Source organism: Thermogemmatispora sp. (assembly GCF_019683635.1).
GTDB lineage: Bacteria > Chloroflexota > Ktedonobacteria > Ktedonobacterales > Ktedonobacteraceae > Thermogemmatispora.
Genome location: NZ_JADGIA010000002.1, coordinates 17,540 through 35,633, shown reverse-complemented (window position 1 = coordinate 35,633; position 18,094 = coordinate 17,540). Strand labels below are relative to the sequence as shown.

The window sequence follows — 18,094 nt, the reverse complement described above, 5'->3', positions numbered from 1 at the left end:
GTTATCACCTCTTAAGCAAGAGTTGTTGCACCTGTTCCGCATCAACCGGAGAGATAAACTCAGCCGTGTAATCTAGGAAGAGCCTGGTCAGCACCTCACGCACTCCTTGCTCATGCAACACAGGCAACAGCAGGAAATCGTCGCCCAGATGGCGCTGTTGCAGCCGCTCGGAGCGAGAGTAAACTGGCACCACCTGATAGACAGGCATGGCCAGACCCAGCAGACGCATACCCTGCAGGACCAGGGCCGCGTCGCCCGAGCGCATATTTTCGTAGCCGTCAGTAATCAGCAGAATCGCCTGCGGCTGCGTGCGAGCGGCTTCCAACAAAGCGCTTGCCAGATCGGTTACACCCCGTGGTCTCGGCAGCAGCTCCTCGCTGGCAAGGGCGCTGCCACCTACCTGATAGAGCATCACCGAAGTCACGCGCTGCTGCAACAGATGCACCAGAGCCAGCGCCAGGGCCGCCGGATGATAGGCTCGCTCGCCCGATGAGGTCATCGAGGCCGACAGATCCAGGACCACAGCCAGCCGGCCTTCGATCAGCGGTAGCGAGGCCACCGCCTGCTCGGTACACCGCCACAGCTCCTCAGAGTAATTCTCACTCTTCACCCCCCGATGGAGGGCCTCCCTATAGAGCATAGTCAACGGTCCATCCTGGCACTCGACCCGTGCCTCCGAAGCGGAGAGCGAGCGCACACGGCTGGCAGGCATATCGCGATGATAGATGCCGCGCAGGCCGAAGAGGGTCTCGCGCGGGAGACCCTCCCCGTGCTCTAACTGCTCACGCGCGGCGATGCGCTTTGCCAGCGTGGGGTCGCTTGGATCAAAAGGCACCCCCGCAAGGAAGCAAAGCGTCTCTCGCGCGATAGCCGGATTGGGCGCGTAGTGCAACAGCTCGCGTTGCAAGAACTTCTCTCCGACCTCGCTCGGCTGCGCCAGGAAGCGCCGGACCGAAGACCACGTACGCTCGCCCAGCAGATGCTTTAACAAGAGCGTGACCCGCTGTCGTCGGGCTGCCGCAAGCTGCGGGAACTGCTCATGACCGATCAGCAGCTGCAGGCCGATCTCACGTGCGCGCCGGTTATTGATGCGTCGCTGCCGGATCACATCGGCAACCAGCAGAGCCTCCTCAGCTGGCAACACGCGCAGCTGTTCAACTATACGCTGCCTGGTGACAGTGTGGGCTGCTGGCAGGCGAATCAGATTGGCAAGCATCTCTCGCTTGTGCGAGAGATCTGCAAATGGATCAGCCAGCAGGTACAGGTAGAACTCGGGAGCCGCCTCGCACAGTCTCTGATGCAATGTCACCATCTGCTCCTGTCCGGTCAGCGGAATCTGGCGGCAATTCAGGTACTCGATGAGCAACTTCTTGTCCATAGGCAGCTTCTCCGTCACAATACTACATGACGATAAGATTAAAAAATGCAAGAAGCGCGCAAAATGGGACGAATCACGACGACAGCATGTCGCGGTGGGTCACGCGTGCGCGCGCAGGCAAAGACGGATACAGGAACCAGAGAACACGGGTCGACCGGCGCTGACAGCTTTGGGAGCTACGCCTGCCGCCCTCGCAGAAAGTGCTGATGTGCACAGAGGAGACTTCTGCTGAGGAAGGTGGCGGAAGCGTAGCCCACCAGGCGATTCCAGGCATCCCTCTTAAACGGATATTCCGCCGCAGATGCTGTTTGTAGGTAATCTCCTGGACCCGGTAAATCTTTGAGTATGACCAACATATACGCTTCCTGCCCTGTAGAAGATGGTGAACAACAAAAAAACAGCAAACTGCCTTGTCCCATCAGGAGGGACGGAGCCGGACAGGCAATCAAATCAATAGACTACTCAGGGGAAACAGCGCCGCCAGGCTGGGCTGTCCCAGAATCCATCGCGATAGAGCGCGTAATCACCTTTTTCCGCAGATGATTTGGCTGGCGCAGGAGGGGTCATTTGAATGCAGGATGTCTTATCCAGACTCGTGCTTGTAGGCAACAGGTCCCGTGTAGGGGCCACCGCATCCAAAAAGTTCCTGACAGGCACTATATAACATACTTCTGGCTGTTTGTCAAGTATTTCCTACACCATTTTGAGAGAAGTCCGCCACAAGATTCATCACGAAGAGGGCCGCGAGATCGCAAGAATATTCTCTTGAGGATAGCCCTTTGTCAGGCGGCTGACCTGATTCTTCCGTCCCTGACTGAACAGCAATGCTTTCTTGCCTCAGAAAACACCTCAAAAGAGGTGCTGCTGGGGGAATGGAATCGTTCGCCCAGTTGTAATCACCTATGGAAGCCAGCTAGCAAGCAGTTGTGATACGCTGGCAGCCAGCTTCTACTGGCTCAATTATTCACAAGAGCCACGTTTTTCGCCTGCTTGCGGGCGAAGGAGAGGGTCATGACAACAGTGACAACACCTGGACTGGAACGCTTTCGTGGTCTGGTGAGCGACGCCCTGCTCTCCGAGATTTACGATCTGGCGCGTCCGCTCCAGGGCGTGCATGTTCTACATATTAATACGACGGCGCAGGGTGGTGGCGTGGCTGCTTTGCTGCGCGTGCTACTGCCGCTGGCCAGGGAGCTGGGCATTCCTCATACCTGGCGCGTGGTTCAACTCGACGAGTTCGCCGCTACCTTCATGGCACGGCTGACCGATATGCTGCAGGGAGGCGAGCCGGGTCTGATCACTCCCCAGGACCAGCGTCAGTTTCTGGATTCGCTCCGGTCCGCCATGCAGCCGCTCGTCGATGAACGCGCTGATCTCTACTACGTCCACGATATCCAGCTCGCTCCTCTGGGGCAGCTGTTTCCATACATGCGCCCGGCCCTATGGTTCAACCATATCGATACTGCCCGGCCTGATCCCGCGGCGCTCCAGTACATCAGTCAATTCCTGGATGCCTATGCGCTGTGCACATTCAATACGCCCTTCTCGGTGTTCCCACAGTTGCCTGCCGGGCGCACCGCGGTGATCACGCTTGGCATCGATCCCTTTAGCGAGCGCCATGCCCCCTTGAGCGAGACCGAAGGGATGGCCCTACTGGCCGGCAGTGGTGTCGATCCCACCCGCCCCCTGATTACGCAGGTCTCACGCTTCGGGCGCTGGAAAAACCCGTGGCAGGTGATTGAGATCTATCGCCTGGTGAAGCAGCGCCACCCAGAGGTCCAGGTAGCGCTTGTTGGCGCGCTGGAAGCCAGCGATGACATCCGCGCGCAGGCTATTCTGGCAGATTTACAACAGCGCGCAGGCGACGATCCCGATATTCATCTGCTTTGGGACCCGGCTCAGCTGACCGCGCCGGTGGTTAATGCCTTCCAGCGCTTTTCGCAGGTGATCCTGCAGCGCTCTAGTCGTGAGGGGTTTGGCCTGACAGTGACTGAGGCGATGTGGAAGTATCAGCCGGTAGTGGGGACATCGGCGACTGGGGTACGCTACCAGATCACGCATGGATACGACGGCTTCCTCGCCGATGATACCGAGAGCGCGGCAAGCTATACGCTGCGCTTACTAGAGGAGCGCGAGCTGTGGCGCCAGATGGGTGAGGCTGCCCATCGCAGCGTTCAGGAGCGTTTCTTGCTGCCCATGATGCTGCGCGACTACCTGGCGGCCCTTCTGCGCGTCCGGCAACTGGTCGCTAGCGCCTGAGTCCAGATCTCTGCCCTGTCGCTTCTGCTTCTGATTGGCAGCCTATGGGGCCAGGCTGCCAATCAGAGACGACGACGGCCAGGTCCTGGCCAGGCTGCCCGTCCTGTTCCTACCCCCCTCCTGTTTCTCTCATGTCCTTCCCTTGCCAGGTTACTCACCGCTAACCAGCTCGCTTGCCTTCCCTTGCCCTCCTTGCTCCTCGCCCAAACGAGGGAGCACGTCGGCGTAGACGCCGCGGTAGGAGGCTGGCAAGAGTGCGGCAATGCTGCGCATGACGCGCTCGGTGGCCTCTTCGATCTCCTCACGGGTAATTTTGGGGCCTTGTGGCTTAAAGAGCAGCGGCTCACCGTAGACAATATGAATTTCGGGACGGAACTTCTTGAAGAGGTCCTCGCTTCCCCAGATAGCGACGGGCAGAACCGGCACCCCAGTGCGCAGAGCAATCATCCCCAGGCCGGCATGAGCGCGGGCCAGCGTGCGTGAGCGGCTGCGTGTGCCCTCGGGGAAGATCACCAGCACGCGACCAGCCTTCAGCACGGTCTCTGCTGCCCGCAGAGCCTGACGATCTCCCTCGCCGCGGCGCACGGGGAAGGCGCCAAGGAAACGCGCCAGCCAGCGCAAACGCCCCTGGAAGACCTCTTCTTTGGCCATGTAGACGACCTTCTGGGGCAAGTAGATGGGAATGAGAGGGATGTCGGTCCAGGCGAGGTGATTGGAGGCGACAATATAGGGACCCTGACGCGGAATGTGGTGACGACCGCGCGGGCGCATGCGTGCGATCACGGCCAGCAGGAGCACGGCCAGCGCTCGCAGAATCTCATAGATCAGCGTCGGTGTCTCGTAGGGTTGATAGAGGTCTTTTTCACGCCGGCTGGAGGCCGTGCGCTTCAGTGGCTGCCGGTTCTCCGGCTGTTCCTGCTCGGAGGAGAGGCTGACTTCCTGTTTCATCGCTTTCCCCGAATGTGACAGATGCGTTCTAGAACTTGCGCTACGCTGAGATGATCGGTCTCGATGACAATCGCATCGGGCGCCGGCTGCATGTTATCGCGGTCAATCTCATCGCGGCGTCGAATGTCGGCGAGCACTTCCTCAAACGAGGGAAGGGCCGGGTGATCAGGGCCCAGGCGCTCAAGCAGCTCGGCATAGCGTCGACGCCCGCGCTCCTCCAGGCTGGCCGTCAGATAGATCTTCAGTTCGGCATCGGGCAGGACGACGGCGCCGATATCTCGCCCCACCATGACGACGCGACCAGCGCGAGCCAGCGCGCGCTGCGCCTCGATCAGGACACTGCGAACTTCGGGATGAGAAGAGACTAGCGAGACGGTGCGGGTTACTTCAGCACTGCGAATAGCCCAGGTGACGTCTTCGCCGTTGACGGTCACTGTGTACTGACGTCCATCGTCAATATGAGGATGGCCGATGACGATGCTGGCCTCGCGCGCCAGCCGTCCAAGGGCCTCCCCATCGTGGGGATCAAGACCTCGCTGGAGGGCCAGCCAGGTCAATGCCCGATACATGGCCCCGGTGTCAATATAGAGATAGCCCAGACAGCGCGCTAAGCGCTCTCCTACCGTGCTCTTGCCCGCGCCGGCTGGCCCATCGATGGCAATGCGTTCCGCCTGCTCCATGTGATTTCCGCGCCTTTCGGTCGGCTTGCAAATGTCGCTAAGATTATACCATAGCTCCCCGGCAAGGCAGGCCCTCCTTGACGTTCCAGTCTCCCTCTGGCTCAGCTCCGCCGCTGCCCCTCCTTTAGCTTTCGTTCATTGTAGTGGAGCGTTCTTTCGTCAGAAATGGTATCCTTCTTATGACAAGTGCTGTCCACCTGATTAGAGGGAGCCGTCAGCAAGAGAGGGAGGGACGGCATTGACGCCGGCCTTTCCCCATTCCAGTGAAGGAGGTCGCCACGATGAGCAAGCGGTCCAAACACGTTGAGGTGCAGCGCCCCACGCGCAGCGAGAGCGTCTATGCTCGCTATCTGCGCCTGCCTGAACTGTTATCTCTGCAGAAGTCAGAGGAGGAGCTGGCCCATCACGATGAATTGCAATTTCAGATCGTTCATCAGGTGTTCGAGCTATGGTGGAAGGAAACAGCCTTCGAGTTGCGCAGCATCAGCCGCCTGCTTAAGGAGGCTAATCTCAGCGAGGCTCTGCGCTTGCTGCAGCGCGTGATCCGCATCCAGTACTTGCTACTAGAGAATATGCGCATGCTCGAAACGATGTCTCCCTGGGACTTTCACGCTTTTCGCAAGCTGCTAGCCGGCGGCGCGGGGAGCGATTCGCCAGGATATCGCGAGCTGCAGCGCCTCTCGCCACTGCTCTGGGAGGATTTCCGCACCCTGCTGGCCACTGCAGGTGCTTCGCTTAGCGATATCTATCTTCAGGCCGGGCGCTATCCTTTGTTGCATGCCTTCGCTGAGGCCCTCATCGATTACGATGAGGTAATGCAGACCTTCCGCTTCCGGCACTATAAGCTCGCCGAGCGCATGATTGGCGCGGCAACGACTGGCACAGGCGGCACACCTATGCCCCTCCTCGAACGTACTATTCATGATATGTTCTATCCCGAGCTATGGGAGATACGTGATCGCCTGAGCACACTCGCTCAGGAACAGGGCCAGATCTAGCTCGATAGAAGAAAGCGTTCCTTTCTGGCAGGTCTGGCACAAGTATTGGATTTTGGCTCTTCACATTTTTCGGCATTTGTCATATGCTTTGAACGAGTCTAGCAATCAATCGTTCAACAGTAGAAGGTCCTGGAAAAGGCATATTGACAGTGAGTTCAGAACACGAGAAAGTCACACAGGCGTCTGAAGAGACGCGGACTCAGCCGCAGCCGCCCCCACAGATGGAGCAGAGAGCGGATCAGCAGTCAGTGAGTGGGGAGAAGCCGTTAGAGAGCGGGGCCGCGCCGGCTGCCGAGAGAGGGCAGTCTGCTGTCCCAAGAGAACAGGGTGTCCCTCCGGCGAGCCAGGCCGCCAATGACATGGCCCCTGGCCCGGCGCAGTTCACGTATTGGGAGCATGCTGGCTCAGGCCCGATGCTCCCTGGTGGTAGTGGACCAGCATGGGGCGTCTGGCCCTTACCGCCAGCGTCTCCGTTGCCACCAGCCGCGCCGGGGTACGTTCACCCTCCAGCCTACGGTGGACCGCCCTTTTATCCGGGCTATCCACCTTATCCGAACTATGCCGGTATGCCGCCGGTGCCGCCCTGGCCAGGCCCAGGCTATTGGTATCCAGGCTATCCGCCCTACCCAGGCTACTCAGTCTATCCGCCCTATCCAGGCTACCCAGGCTACCCAGCCTGGCCTGGTTATGCCGCTCACTGGCAGCCTGGCCCTGCTGCTCTCCAGCGTCCACGAGGCAATTACCAGGTGACGCTAGGAATCATTGGCCTCATCTGCTCAGGGCTTGCCCTGCTGGCGGGACTGGGATCACTGGCCCTGGCCGGCATTACTCTGCTGGTTTCCAGCACTTCAAGGTCAACAGGGGTCCTCTACCCCTTGACAGTGCAATCGCTGGTCTATACCTGTGCCGGCCTGCTCGGCGGTGGTTTCTGTCTCTACCACAGCATCCGCTCGTTGTTGGGCAAGCCGAGCCATGTTCTGAAGATGCCGCCGTTTTGGATCTTTCTGATCGGCTACGTGGTCACACTCGCCATCGGGCTGGTTCTGCAGGCCACCCACCAGGCCGTTGCATTTCTGCCGGCGACCACTGTCCTGATCTTCCTCACGGCCATCTTTCCTGCTCTGACTCTCCTCACGCTGGGTATGCATCTTCTGCGCCAGGCTCGCTGGTCGACTACCTGGCGACGCTTCACGCTTGCCCTGACCAGTGGGGCGACGATGGGCATTCTCTTCGCCTCGCTGCTGGAGCTATCGGCAACGCTGCTCCTCGCGGCAGCAGGTCCCAACTTTAACCCAGCCTGCTTGAACGATCCATCGAACCCTGTCTGTCAGACAGGAACGAAGACGCTGCTCATCGTTCTGGCGGTGGTGGTAGCACCACTGGTGGAAGAGACGGTTAAACCGCTGGGCGTAGCTTTGCTCGGTGGGCGCCTGACCAGCGGGATCGAGGCTTTCATCCTGGGAATGAGCGCCGGCATTGGCTTTGACCTGGTTGAGACCATTGGCTATATCAGCATGGGTTATAGCGACTGGGCTCACGTGGCTCTGGTACGGTCAGGAGCAGGGTTGTTACATGGTCTGGGAGCAGGCATGGTGGCCCTGGGCTGGTACCACCTGATCCGCACCAAGCAGCGACGCTTTCGTCTCGGCTTTGCTTGCTGGTTGTACGCGGTACTGCAGCATGCTCTCTGGAACGCGTGCGGCTCGCTCTCATTGCTACCTGCGCCCGTGGGGCCGGCTATCCAGAGCTGGCAGCTGAATCTGGGTTTCATCAGCTTTGGTCTTGATGAGTTGTTGATCCTTCTGCTAACGATCATCTTCCTGGTGCTCTTCATCCTGATCGTGCGCTGGCTACGTGCACATTATCAGGAGCCGATGCCAGCCTCGGCGGGAGCGGCAGATTCTTCCAGTGGGCGATCGGCGGCTGTCGGGGTATAATACCGGCAGAGGCAGGCATTGCAGCCATCCTCACCGCACGGCGTGCGATGCCTGGCGATGCCTGCCACGTTCTGTGTACGTTTTAGCTTGGATGCACGTCTCTCTGTATAGAGACAGGGAGCGGCGGCCAGGGGAGTGGGAGATGAGGGAGCAACTCGGTCTTCCTATGCCAGAGCCAGAGAATGGCGCTCAGAGAAGCCAGCAAAGTAGTAGCAATCGACGGCGCTTCGGCAACTATGAATTGGTGCGTCGCATAGACGTGGGCGGCATGGGCGAGGTCTACCTGGCCCGCCAGCGCACCGCCTTTGGCCGTGAGGTAGCCATCAAGATCATGCGCCCCGATCTGGTGCATGATCCGATCGCGCGCCAGCGCTTTCTACGCGAGGCCGAGGTGAATGCCCACCTGAAGCATGAGCATATTCTCCCGCTGATCGAGTTTGGCGAGGAGCAGGGACGACTGTTCTTCGTCACCCCTTATATCGAAGGGGGAACACTGGCCCAGCGCCTCCAGCATGGCCCTCTTCCGTTATCCGAGGTCTACTCGCTTTTCACTGCTCTGGTGCAAGCCGTGGCCTACATCCACCGACGGGGCGTCATTCATCGTGATCTGAAGCCGAGCAATGTCCTGTTGGATCGCAACAACGATGGCAAGGTCTACGTGCGCCTCATCGATTTCGGCATTGCCACGATCCAGGGGCAGCATGCCGACGCGCCTTTGACCCTGCCCGGCAACGAGGTAGGCACGCTGGCCTACATGGCTCCCGAGCGTCTGCAGGGTGTCGCAGCTGTCAGTAACGACATCTATTCTCTCGGCGTCATTCTCTATCAGATGCTCACTGGTCAGCTACCCTCGCAGGAGCAGCCACGCGTCCAACTCCCCAAGCCGCTGGCCTACGTTGTAGAACACGCAACCGCCGAGCGTCCCGAAGAGCGCTTCAGCAGCGCCGAGGAGCTGCTGGCAGCCTTCGAGCAGGCCTATGGGGCAGTCATAGCAGCAGAACTGGATGGCAAGCGCCCCCAATCAGCTCAGCAGGCGACTGCCCAACCTGTTCCACGTCAACAAGCAGCAGCCGCCCAGCGTGCCGCCTCCCGACCACCGGCCTCGCCGGGCCACACTCCTCCCGAGGTGATGACCTTGCAGCGTTCCGAAGATGCCTCCGACCAGTCTTCCTATACTTCTCCTGCACGGCCACCGCTCCGCTCCACGGGGCGACCTCCCTTTGCCATCTCAGGACAGGGGGGCTTTGCGCAGGAGGACTACGACGCGCCGACGATGGATCTGGGACGTGAAGTCCTTGGCGGTACCAGCGGTCCAAGCGGCAGGTTTGGCAATCGTCCCCCTCGCCGGCGCAAGAATCCTTTGCTGGCCCTAATCTTTGTGACCATCGCCCTGGTGCTCTTGCTCATCGGCGGCCTGCTCTTTCTGGAGGCGCCCGGCCTGTCGACTGCCGCGATTAATATCACACCTCGCACCGCCGCACTCTCTCAGGTCTTTACGATCACCGCCAGCCTCAAGGCCAAACAGGTTGACCCCGCTGGCCAAACTGTCCCGGCTAGAGTGCTCAGCGAAAGCAAGACGCTTTCTCAGCAGGGTGCCACCACGGGTCGTAAGTGCACCTTACTGGTCCTCGACTGCAAACAATCGGTTGATATCGTCGATCAGATCAGACTGGCCAACCAGGCGAAGCAGGTGCTGGTCAACCAGATCTCGCAAGATCTGCAGCGTCAGCTCCAGCAGCAAAATGCACAGCAGGTGGGAGACATCGTCTTCTCCGATGTGGACGAGAAGACCGATCCACCCATTGGGGTCGAAAGCAGTACAGTGACTGTCACCCTGACCGAGCAGGGCAGCGTCGAGTACTTTCTCCTGGGAGATGTGCGCTCGCTCGTGTTGCAACTGCTGGGGCAACAGGCTCAGCAGCAACTGGGTGCCCATGCCCAGCTGAAGAGCACGCAGATCGGCAAAGTGAGGGTGCAGAGCGTCGATAACCAGGGGACCGCTACGCTCAAGGTGCCCGCCGCCGCCTTAGCGCAATACCTTTTCTCCCAGGATGAGTTGGAGAACATGAAGAGCCATATCAAAGGCTTGAAGGTCGGTCAGGCACGCACTTATCTGCAGAAGCTGCCGGGCGTCGATCCAGCTTCGGTCAGCATCCATCTTGCCGGTGGTAACAATGACGTGCTGCCTGATGATCCACAGCGCATCCAGATCATTCCGGTGAATCCCACGAACCTGCCGAATGTCCAGCTGCCCTCGGCCAGTGGTTCTGGCTCGGCGACGGCGACGGCCACAGCCACAGTTTCGCCAACGGTCCGAGCCTCCTCTAATCCATAGGCTCATCAGCGGGATCAGCGGGGTCGACGTCCGCGGCACTGGCACGGCTCTCATGCCAGAGCTGGCGGACGACCCGCTTGGCCGTCTCGTAGCTGAAACCCCGGCGCAGAAGAAAGGCCCCCAGTTGATTGCGAAAGGTCTCATAGTTCTTAGCGGCCCCGCCGCGCAAGAGCACTTGCACCTTCTTGCGTCCAGCCTGTAAGGCTCGCTCTTCGTCATCCTCCTGACTCACTACCTCGGCGGCAATTTCGGGCGCTACACCCCGTGCTCGCAGCTCGCTCTGCAAGGCTCTGGCTCCCTCGGGATGAAAACGCTCGCGTGATTCTACCCAGAAGGTCGCGAAGGCTCGATCGTCGACTAAACCCAGCTCAGTGAGCCGCTCCAGCACCGCCTCGATCAGATCGGGAGCGACTCCTCTCCTCCGCAAGTAGCGGTGCACTTCCTGGCGACTGCGCGGACGAAAAGAGAGATAGTTTAAGGCCCGATCGAGGGCCTGCTGTAAGGCAGCCTCTCGTCGGAGCCGGGCCAGCAGCTCCGGGCTTAACTCCTGACCAACAGCCAGACCCAGGCGCTCGACTACCAGGATATTGACCGTAAGCAGACGCTGACCGTCGACAAAGAGGTTCACCTGCTCGTTTTTATTCGCCTGTGGCTCTATTGCGGTAATCTGCATAGATCTACTATAGCACGTCGCTGAGGATGCCGCAATGTAGTAGTCGGCAGCTTACGCGCACTTCTGGCGCGCCTGAGCCACAGAGCAGGCACAGATCAGCCCGGGCACGCTGAGTCTATACGAAGCCGATCAGCCAGGAAGCGGGCAGCACTGAGAGGGGGACAGCAGGGTTGTGCCCACGATAAATAGCGGAACAAGGGGTCGAAACAGCTGGGATCTTGGAGAGGGCTGATAGCGCGAGGGGAAATCTTACAAACGTTCGATAGACTCCAGGTAAGCAGTAATTCATGTAACCGGGCGGTTACATGAGATGAATTACTGCGCTGCGTTTAGCGAGTGGCCTCCGCGTAGGTCTCTTCGGCCACGGTCTCGGGCAGCAGCTCGATCAGAGGAACTTCGCGCAACTCGGTAATCTGGTTCTGCTCATTGACAAGGACAACGCGCGGCTTGAGCGAGCGGATCTCTTCCTCGGTAAAGTGCGCATAGCTCATCACGATCACAATATCGCCGACGGCATTCAGGCGAGCAGCCGCGCCGTTCAAGCAGATGACCCCCGAGCCACGCTCACCGGGAATAGCATAGGTCTCCAGACGCGAGCCATTGGTCACATTGACAACCTGAACCTTTTCATAAGGATAGATGTTAGCAGCTTCCAATAGATCCTGATCAATAGTGATGCTACCGACATAGTTGAGATCGGCCATCGTGACTGTGGCACGATGGATCTTTGATTTGCACATCGTACGCAGCATACAGAACACCTCTTTCTCTACATTCAGCTAGGTTTGCTCTGGTGCTAACCACGTCCGCCCCTGGAGCAAGCAGGCAGCCGACCACTAGAGCTACAGAGGAACGTCAGGCGTGGACTCTGTTCTACCGCTCTGCAGCTCTCTGCTCAACTGACCGCCTCTCGACTTAGCCCACAGTTGAGCCAGCCAGACGAAAGCTCCTTGCCACCCCTCTTATCGCCAGTATACATAAGGTCCCATCAATTGAGTAGCAGGCAGCCAGATCGGGCGGTCAAGGCGCCAGAGAGGCGGAACGCCGCTCACTGTTTCTAAACGATTGAAGCCCGGCCAGGGAACACTGCCCGGGCGCTTACCCGCCTTTTGGGCGGAGAGGCTGCTGAAGCAGACGGCTGGCTTCGGCAAGCCAGTGCTCTCTCCGGTGAGCCAGCCAGACCCGGCACCTGCAGAGCCGCAAGCAGCCGAGACTCACTCACCTTGGGTGGCCAACGGCGATTGTATTTCTGGTTCCGGTTGATAGCGACCTTCAAGCACAGCCAGCAAGCCGCGGGCATAAGCTTCTGCGACGCTTTGCGCATCGTAGATCTGATCGCGCATTAAGAGACGATAGCGACATTTCCAGCGACGTGCTGGCCAGGGAGCCAGACGGATCAGCGTATAGGTTGGAACATAAGTTTCCAGCGTCTGGCGCAGAGCCACCTCATCACAGGCACTGACACCATGCGTCAGCAGCGCCTGGCGCAAATCATCAGGGAGCACCCGCAGCCACCTTCCTTCTCACTCATGATCAACTCGTGACCTCATTGCTCAACCCAACGGCTAGCCTGCGCTATCTACTGCAGAGCGGCGCGCCAGGCTGCACGCATCTCCTCCACGCTCAACTGTTCCCAGTTCACCAGCGGCAGCCGGCGCGGGACCACCGCGAAGGGGCCGCTCCACTGCCTGGCCTGCTCTTCCAGCCAGGCCAGTACCTCGAATGAGCGCTGGCGCACCTGCTCAACCAGCGGATAGCGTTGAGCGGCTCGATCGAAGACCTCCTGGTCTTTGGTATAGACGCTGAAATCCTCACGAATCACCACATCAACATAGAGGTCCACATAGATCAGCCGTTGAGAGGTACTCGTATAGGGATCGGTTGGCAGCACCACATCGCAGTAGCCGCTCACAAAGTGCCCGTCCTGCTGGTCATAGCCGATATGAATGGTATACCAGGCATGGGGCCAGAAGTAGGTGAGCGAATGCCGCTCTAGAATCCAGGTTCCTGGCCGCCAATGCATTGGGGTACCGACCGGTGTCCAGATCGAGACGTACTCGTCACTCAGCGGAAGCTGGTAGCCTTTCCACGCCCCCCACTCACTGCCATCCACGAGCATCTTCTGTATTTCAACTTCAAGTAACATGTCTGACGAGCATCCTACAGAAAGAATCGATCCATGCTTCGCAGCCTTCAGACTACATTATAGCGAAGAGTAGCCCGCCATGCCAGAGGCTGCCATCGCGAGCGGGCTCAGCGCAAACATCGCTGCCACGTCACAAGGCAGTGATATAATGGACAGGCAGCCACCTGGGGCTGGGCCTGGCCTGTCTCCCCTGTTCTTCAAGAGCAGGGCCAGAGAGAGGCAGCAGGCCGTCGTCAGCCCTGGTGAGCTAGTAAGCGAGAATGACCAGGATTCCATCGAGGAGGATGCTGTGAGCAGCCTGGCAGAAGAAACGCGCATTGAACGCGACTCCATGGGAGAGATGCGCGTCCCAGCGAACGCCTATTACGGAGCCAGTACCCAGCGCGCCGTTCTCAACTTCCCCATCAGCGATCTCCGCTTCCCGCGTGCTTTTATCCGTGCTCTAGGCCAGATCAAACAAGCAGCTGCGCAGACCAATGCCGAGCTGGGCCTGCTTGACGAACGCATTGCAGCCGCCATTGTTCAGGCGGCCCAGGAGGTCATCGACGGCAAACTCGACGAGCACTTCGTAGTCGATATCTTCCAGACCGGCTCGGGAACCTCGACGAACATGAACGCCAATGAGGTCATTGCCAACCGGGCCAGCGAGCTGCTAGGAGGAGCGCGTGGTTCGCGACTGGTTCACCCCAACGATCACGTGAACTTCGGGCAATCCTCCAACGACGTTATCCCCACAGCTATTCATCTCTCCGCCCTGGTGAGTATCGACAAAGAGCTGATCCCTGCTCTAGAGGAGATGCAGCGCGTGCTGCAAGAAAAAGCCGAAGCCTTCTGGCCCATCATCAAGACCGGGCGTACTCATCTGCAGGACGCCACGCCCATCCGCCTGGGACAGGAGTTTCTCGGCTATGCCGGTCAGATCGAGCGCGGTATTGCCCGCCTGCGGCACGCAGAAAACGAACTCTCCGAGGTCGCGCTCGGAGGCACCGCGGTCGGCACAGGCATCAACACCCATCCTGAGTTTGCCGCCCGTGTCTGCCGCCGACTCTCTGAAATGAACGGGGTGACCGTGCGCGAGACCAGCAATCATTTCCAGGCTCAGAGCACGCTGGATAACGCTGTTGAGGCCAGCGGCGCGCTCAACACCCTGGCAGTGAGCCTGATGAAGATTGCCAACGATATCCGCTGGATGGGATCGGGGCCACGCGCTGGCTTCGGCGAGATTGAGCTACCTGCCGTCCAACCCGGCAGTTCCATCATGCCCGGCAAAGTCAACCCAGTGATCGCCGAGTCGCTGTGTATGGTCTGCGCCCAGGTGATGGGCAACCATACCACCATCACAGTGGCCGGTCAGTCGGGCAACTTCGAGATCAATGTGATGATGCCGGTGACGGCCTATAACCTCCTGCAGTCGATCAGCCTGCTCAGCGCCGCCGTGCGGAATTTCACAGAGCAATGCCTGCGCGGCATTAAGGCCACCGAGAAGGGGCCAGAGATGGTCGAGCGCGGACTGGCGATTTGCACAGCACTGGCCCCCATCATTGGCTATGACGCCGCCGCGGAGATCGCCAAGGAGGCCCATCGCACCGGGCGCACAGTGCGCGAGGTTGCCCGCGAGCGCACGCAGCTGAGCGAAGAAGAACTGGCACGCATTCTGAATCCGGAGCGCATGACGCAGCCAGGTCTAGAAGCCGGGCCTGTCGCAGGCTAAGCCCGCAGCCCAGCGCCGCCAGATCAGAGACGAGCGAGGCAGAACCAGCAAAGGGAGCGAAGCAAAAGCCGCCATCTCCCGGCATCCCGGCCTGGTTGGCCCCGCTCGTCCGTCCCCGATGCTGGCATCGCCGTTGTGGCGCCTCAGAGCCAGGAATCAGGGAGCCAGCGCAGAGCCTAGCGCAAAAAGCCCCCACAGTAACGCAGGCGATAGAGCACCGTCCCGGCAGCAGTAATCTCTTCTTCTCCCTGAAAAACCTCCAGGGTACCCTCTACACGGTTGATATAGCGCCAATCCTGCTCTTCCCAGCAAGCAGGACCGCGAAACGGCAGCTCTGCCGACACCTGACGCAATGCGCGGCGTAAAAATGCGTAGAGAGTGACCATTTTCTCCGCCTGGCCTCCAAGCTCCTCTGTCACCCCACCGGCATAGACCATTGACCAAACCGGTTGCGCCCGCCAGGAAACTACTTCCTGTCCAGCAAAGAAGGCCATACCAAAGTAAATATCGCGATAGTGCCAGGCCCTATCACGCCACTCCAACTGTCGAGAACCAGGAAGCAATGGCCTCACTGAGGCCGCATCTCCCAGAGCGGCATAAGTATGACGTTTTGCCTCCAGAAGAAAAGCCAGGAAATCCCCTTTCTCAAACTCTACCATCAAGCGGACCTCCTCTTGTCCAAAGTAGGAACAGACACGATAGCAGTGCTAACTGCAACAGTTAAACTGTAACAGTATCTTGACAGTCTAAGCGGAGTCTCAGCACGAGGGCCGAGAGATAGCCGAACTTACCAAGCGACACGGAGGACAATCCCATTCGAGGCAAAGAACCCGCAGGAGAGGACAAAAGGCTCCTCTCTGCCACAGCCTGGTCAGTCAGGGGAGCAGGAACAGAGAGGAGCACCCATCGTTTTTACTGTCAGGCCAGGAGCAAGTCAGCTCGCCAGGGACAGCCCAGGGGGCATCAGGACTGTCTCAGCACCTCAATACTTTTGCGCACAATTTCCACAAAGTCGGACTTGAGGCTGGCGCCGCCGACGAGCGCCCCATCAATATCGGTCTGAGCCACGTACTCGGCGATATTGGCCGAAGTCACGCTTCCCCCATAGAGGATGCGCACAGCGTTAGCCGTCTCGCTGCCATACATATCGGCATACAGCTCGCGGATCAGGTGGATGGTCCGCTGAGCATCTTCGCCGGGGCAAGCCTTACCAGTGCCAATCGCCCACACCGGTTCGTAAGCGATCACCACATCACAGGCCCGCTCGCTACGGAAATTTGCCAGGCTCTTCTGCACCTGCGACCGGATCACAGCCTCTGTTTGTCCAGCTTCATGTTCCTCCAGGCGCTCGCCCACACACACAATTGGACGCAAGCCGTGATTGAGGGCAGCCTGAGCCTTGCGGTTCACCAGCTCATCGCTCTCGCCAAAATAGGTGCGGCGCTCCGAATGGCCCAGGATGACTGTCGTACACAGCTCGCGAACCATCAGAGGCGAAATTTCACCCGTGAACGCGCCCTTCTCCTCGAAATGCATATTCTGAGCGCCCAGTTCAATGCGCTCGAAGAGCAGAGCGTCGAGCACCTCGCGGACCGCCGAGAGCGAGATGGCCGGGGGGCAGAGAATGCAGAGCAAATACGGATACTCGTTCAGCAACCTGCCCAAAGCTGGCGTGATCTCCAGCGCAAAGCTAGAAGCCATGCGCGGGCCATAGTGCATTTTCCAATTACCAGCAATAATGGCAGTACGCGCCGGGGTAGTTGTCATTATCGATCACCTCACCCTCAGCGATCTTGCAGGGCTGCGACCCCAGGCAGGACGCGCCCTTCGAGGAACTCCAGCGAAGCGCCGCCACCGGTTGACACATGCGTCATCTTGTCAGCAGCGCCCGCCTGCTCGACCGCCGCGGCGGAATCTCCACCGCCGATGATCGTCGTTGCCCCACGGGCGGTGCAGGCTGCCAGAATCTCAATCACCGCATTGGTGCCGCGAGCGAAAGCCGGCATCTCAGCCACCCCAAGAGTGCCGTTCCAGACAATTGTCTGGGCCTTCTCCAGCACCTGGCGGAAAGCCGCCACCGTCTCGGGTCCGATATCCAGAATACGCCAGCCTGGTTCCACCTGATCGCGCGGCACCACACGCCATTGAGCATCGGGAGCAAAGCGGTCGGCAATCACCACATCCACCGGCAGCACCAACTCTAGCTTGCGCTCACGCGCGCGCATCAGCAGATCGCGAGCAACATCGAGCTTGCCTTCCTCGACCAGCGAAGCGCCAACTTCATAGCCCTCCGCCTTCAGAAACGTATTAGCCATACCGCCGCCGATTAACAGGGCATCGGCCAGCGTCAGCAGGCGTTCCAGGACAGCGATTTTATCGGAGACTTTGGCCCCACCGATTACCGCCACAAAAGGACGCCGGGGATTCTCCAGGGCCGCGCCGAGGAAATTCAGCTCCTTCTCCATCAAGAAGCCGGCAACGCCGGGCAGATAGTGGGTCACGCCTTCTGTGGAGGCATGAGCGCGGTGGGCTGTACCAAAGGCATCGTTCACATAGAGATCACCGAGCGCAGCCAGACGGCGAGCGAACCCGGCATCATTCTGCTCCTCCTCGGCATGGAAGCGCAGATTCTCCAGCAGCAGCACCTGACCCGGCTGCAGTGCACGAGCCAACTCCTCGACCTGGGGACCAACGCAATCGGGGGCCAGCTGGACAGGACGCAGCAACAGCTCGCTCAGACGCACAGCCACCGGAGCCATGCGTAGCTTCTCCACCACCTTGCCTTTAGGTCGGCCCAGGTGAGACATCAGAATGACCGCCGCCCCGTGGTCGAGCAGATATTGAATCGTTGGCAGCGCAGCCCGGATGCGCGTATCATCAGTAATGTGCCCCTCTTCATCGAGAGGCACATTGAAATCCACGCGCACCAGCACCCGTTTACCCTCCACCTCGATATCACGAACCGTCTTCTTATTCATGCCAGTGCAGCCTCCATCCAGAAGGGCGGGGCAGGCCCCGCCCTTGCTATG

Annotated in this window: 15 protein-coding genes; 5 read left to right on the top strand and 10 right to left on the bottom strand. The window is 59.5% G+C overall.

Translation table 11 applies throughout. The annotated features are described in order from the left end of the window. Window positions 1-4: 4 nt before the first annotated feature. Window positions 5-1,378, bottom strand: coding sequence for a vWA domain-containing protein (locus IRZ31_RS00520; RefSeq protein ID WP_297148398.1), 1,374 nt, complete (start codon window positions 1,376-1,378; stop codon window positions 5-7). Window positions 1,379-2,389: 1,011 nt separating this feature from the next. Here IRZ31_RS00520 and IRZ31_RS00515 point away from each other — a divergent pair. Next, window positions 2,390-3,637, top strand: coding sequence for a glycosyltransferase (locus IRZ31_RS00515; RefSeq protein WP_297148396.1), 1,248 nt, complete (start codon window positions 2,390-2,392; stop codon window positions 3,635-3,637). Between the two features lie 150 nt (window positions 3,638-3,787). Here IRZ31_RS00515 and IRZ31_RS00510 read toward each other — a convergent pair whose 3' ends face one another. Then, window positions 3,788-4,585, bottom strand: coding sequence for a lysophospholipid acyltransferase family protein (locus IRZ31_RS00510; protein ID WP_297148394.1), 798 nt, complete (start codon window positions 4,583-4,585; stop codon window positions 3,788-3,790). Beyond that, the gene (cmk, locus tag IRZ31_RS00505) at window positions 4,582-5,265 is read right to left on the bottom strand and encodes a (d)CMP kinase (protein ID WP_297148393.1); all 684 of its coding nucleotides are present in this window, start codon (window positions 5,263-5,265) and stop codon (window positions 4,582-4,584) included. The genes IRZ31_RS00510 and cmk overlap by 4 nt, the downstream gene beginning before the upstream one ends. A gap of 281 nt (window positions 5,266-5,546) precedes the next feature. Here cmk and IRZ31_RS00500 point away from each other — a divergent pair, with 281 nt between their 5' ends. From IRZ31_RS00500 to IRZ31_RS00490, 3 genes are all read left to right on the top strand, one after another. Then, on the top strand, window positions 5,547-6,263 hold the full coding sequence (locus IRZ31_RS00500; RefSeq protein ID WP_297148391.1) for a tryptophan 2,3-dioxygenase family protein: 717 nt from the start codon (window positions 5,547-5,549) through the stop codon (window positions 6,261-6,263). Between the two features lie 221 nt (window positions 6,264-6,484). Further along, window positions 6,485-8,200, top strand: a complete 1,716-nt coding sequence (locus tag IRZ31_RS00495) for a PrsW family glutamic-type intramembrane protease (protein ID WP_297148389.1) — start codon at window positions 6,485-6,487, stop codon at window positions 8,198-8,200. Window positions 8,201-8,342: 142 nt separating this feature from the next. Beyond that, window positions 8,343-10,535 (top strand): serine/threonine-protein kinase, encoded by a 2,193-nt coding sequence (locus IRZ31_RS00490; RefSeq protein WP_297148387.1) that lies wholly within the window; start codon window positions 8,343-8,345, stop codon window positions 10,533-10,535. Here IRZ31_RS00490 and IRZ31_RS00485 read toward each other — a convergent pair. The 4 genes from IRZ31_RS00485 to IRZ31_RS00470 form a co-directional block, all read right to left on the bottom strand. Continuing rightward, window positions 10,525-11,208: a RecX family transcriptional regulator gene (locus IRZ31_RS00485; RefSeq protein ID WP_297148385.1), complete on the bottom strand. Its 684-nt coding sequence runs from the start codon at window positions 11,206-11,208 to the stop codon at window positions 10,525-10,527. The two genes, IRZ31_RS00490 and IRZ31_RS00485, sit on opposite strands and share 11 nt — an antisense overlap. 329 nt (window positions 11,209-11,537) lie before the next feature. Beyond that, window positions 11,538-11,960 carry an aspartate 1-decarboxylase gene (gene panD / locus IRZ31_RS00480; RefSeq protein WP_297148383.1) on the bottom strand — a complete coding sequence of 141 codons (423 nt, stop codon included), beginning with the start codon at window positions 11,958-11,960 and terminating at the stop codon, window positions 11,538-11,540. 462 nt (window positions 11,961-12,422) lie between these two features. Next, complete coding sequence (locus tag IRZ31_RS00475; RefSeq protein ID WP_297148381.1) at window positions 12,423-12,713, bottom strand: hypothetical protein; 291 nt, start codon at window positions 12,711-12,713, stop codon at window positions 12,423-12,425. A gap of 74 nt (window positions 12,714-12,787) precedes the next feature. Continuing rightward, a complete protein-coding gene (locus IRZ31_RS00470) occupies window positions 12,788-13,354 on the bottom strand; it encodes a DUF402 domain-containing protein (protein WP_112430430.1) in 567 nt (188 codons plus the stop codon). A gap of 298 nt (window positions 13,355-13,652) precedes the next feature. Here IRZ31_RS00470 and IRZ31_RS00465 point away from each other — a divergent pair, with 298 nt between their 5' ends. After that, window positions 13,653-15,065 carry a class II fumarate hydratase gene (locus tag IRZ31_RS00465; protein WP_363325617.1) on the top strand — a complete coding sequence of 471 codons (1,413 nt, stop codon included), beginning with the start codon at window positions 13,653-13,655 and terminating at the stop codon, window positions 15,063-15,065. 176 nt (window positions 15,066-15,241) lie between these two features. Here IRZ31_RS00465 and IRZ31_RS00460 read toward each other — a convergent pair whose 3' ends face one another. The 3 genes from IRZ31_RS00460 to IRZ31_RS00450 form a co-directional block, all read right to left on the bottom strand. Next, window positions 15,242-15,724: a DUF5680 domain-containing protein gene (locus IRZ31_RS00460; protein WP_297148376.1), complete on the bottom strand. Its 483-nt coding sequence runs from the start codon at window positions 15,722-15,724 to the stop codon at window positions 15,242-15,244. A 304-nt stretch (window positions 15,725-16,028) separates the two neighbouring features. After that, a complete protein-coding gene (gene tpiA / locus IRZ31_RS00455; protein WP_297148374.1) occupies window positions 16,029-16,832 on the bottom strand; it encodes a triose-phosphate isomerase in 804 nt (267 codons plus the stop codon). A gap of 17 nt (window positions 16,833-16,849) precedes the next feature. Then, a complete protein-coding gene (locus IRZ31_RS00450) occupies window positions 16,850-18,043 on the bottom strand; it encodes a phosphoglycerate kinase (RefSeq protein WP_297148372.1) in 1,194 nt (397 codons plus the stop codon). Window positions 18,044-18,094: the final 51 nt, after the last annotated feature.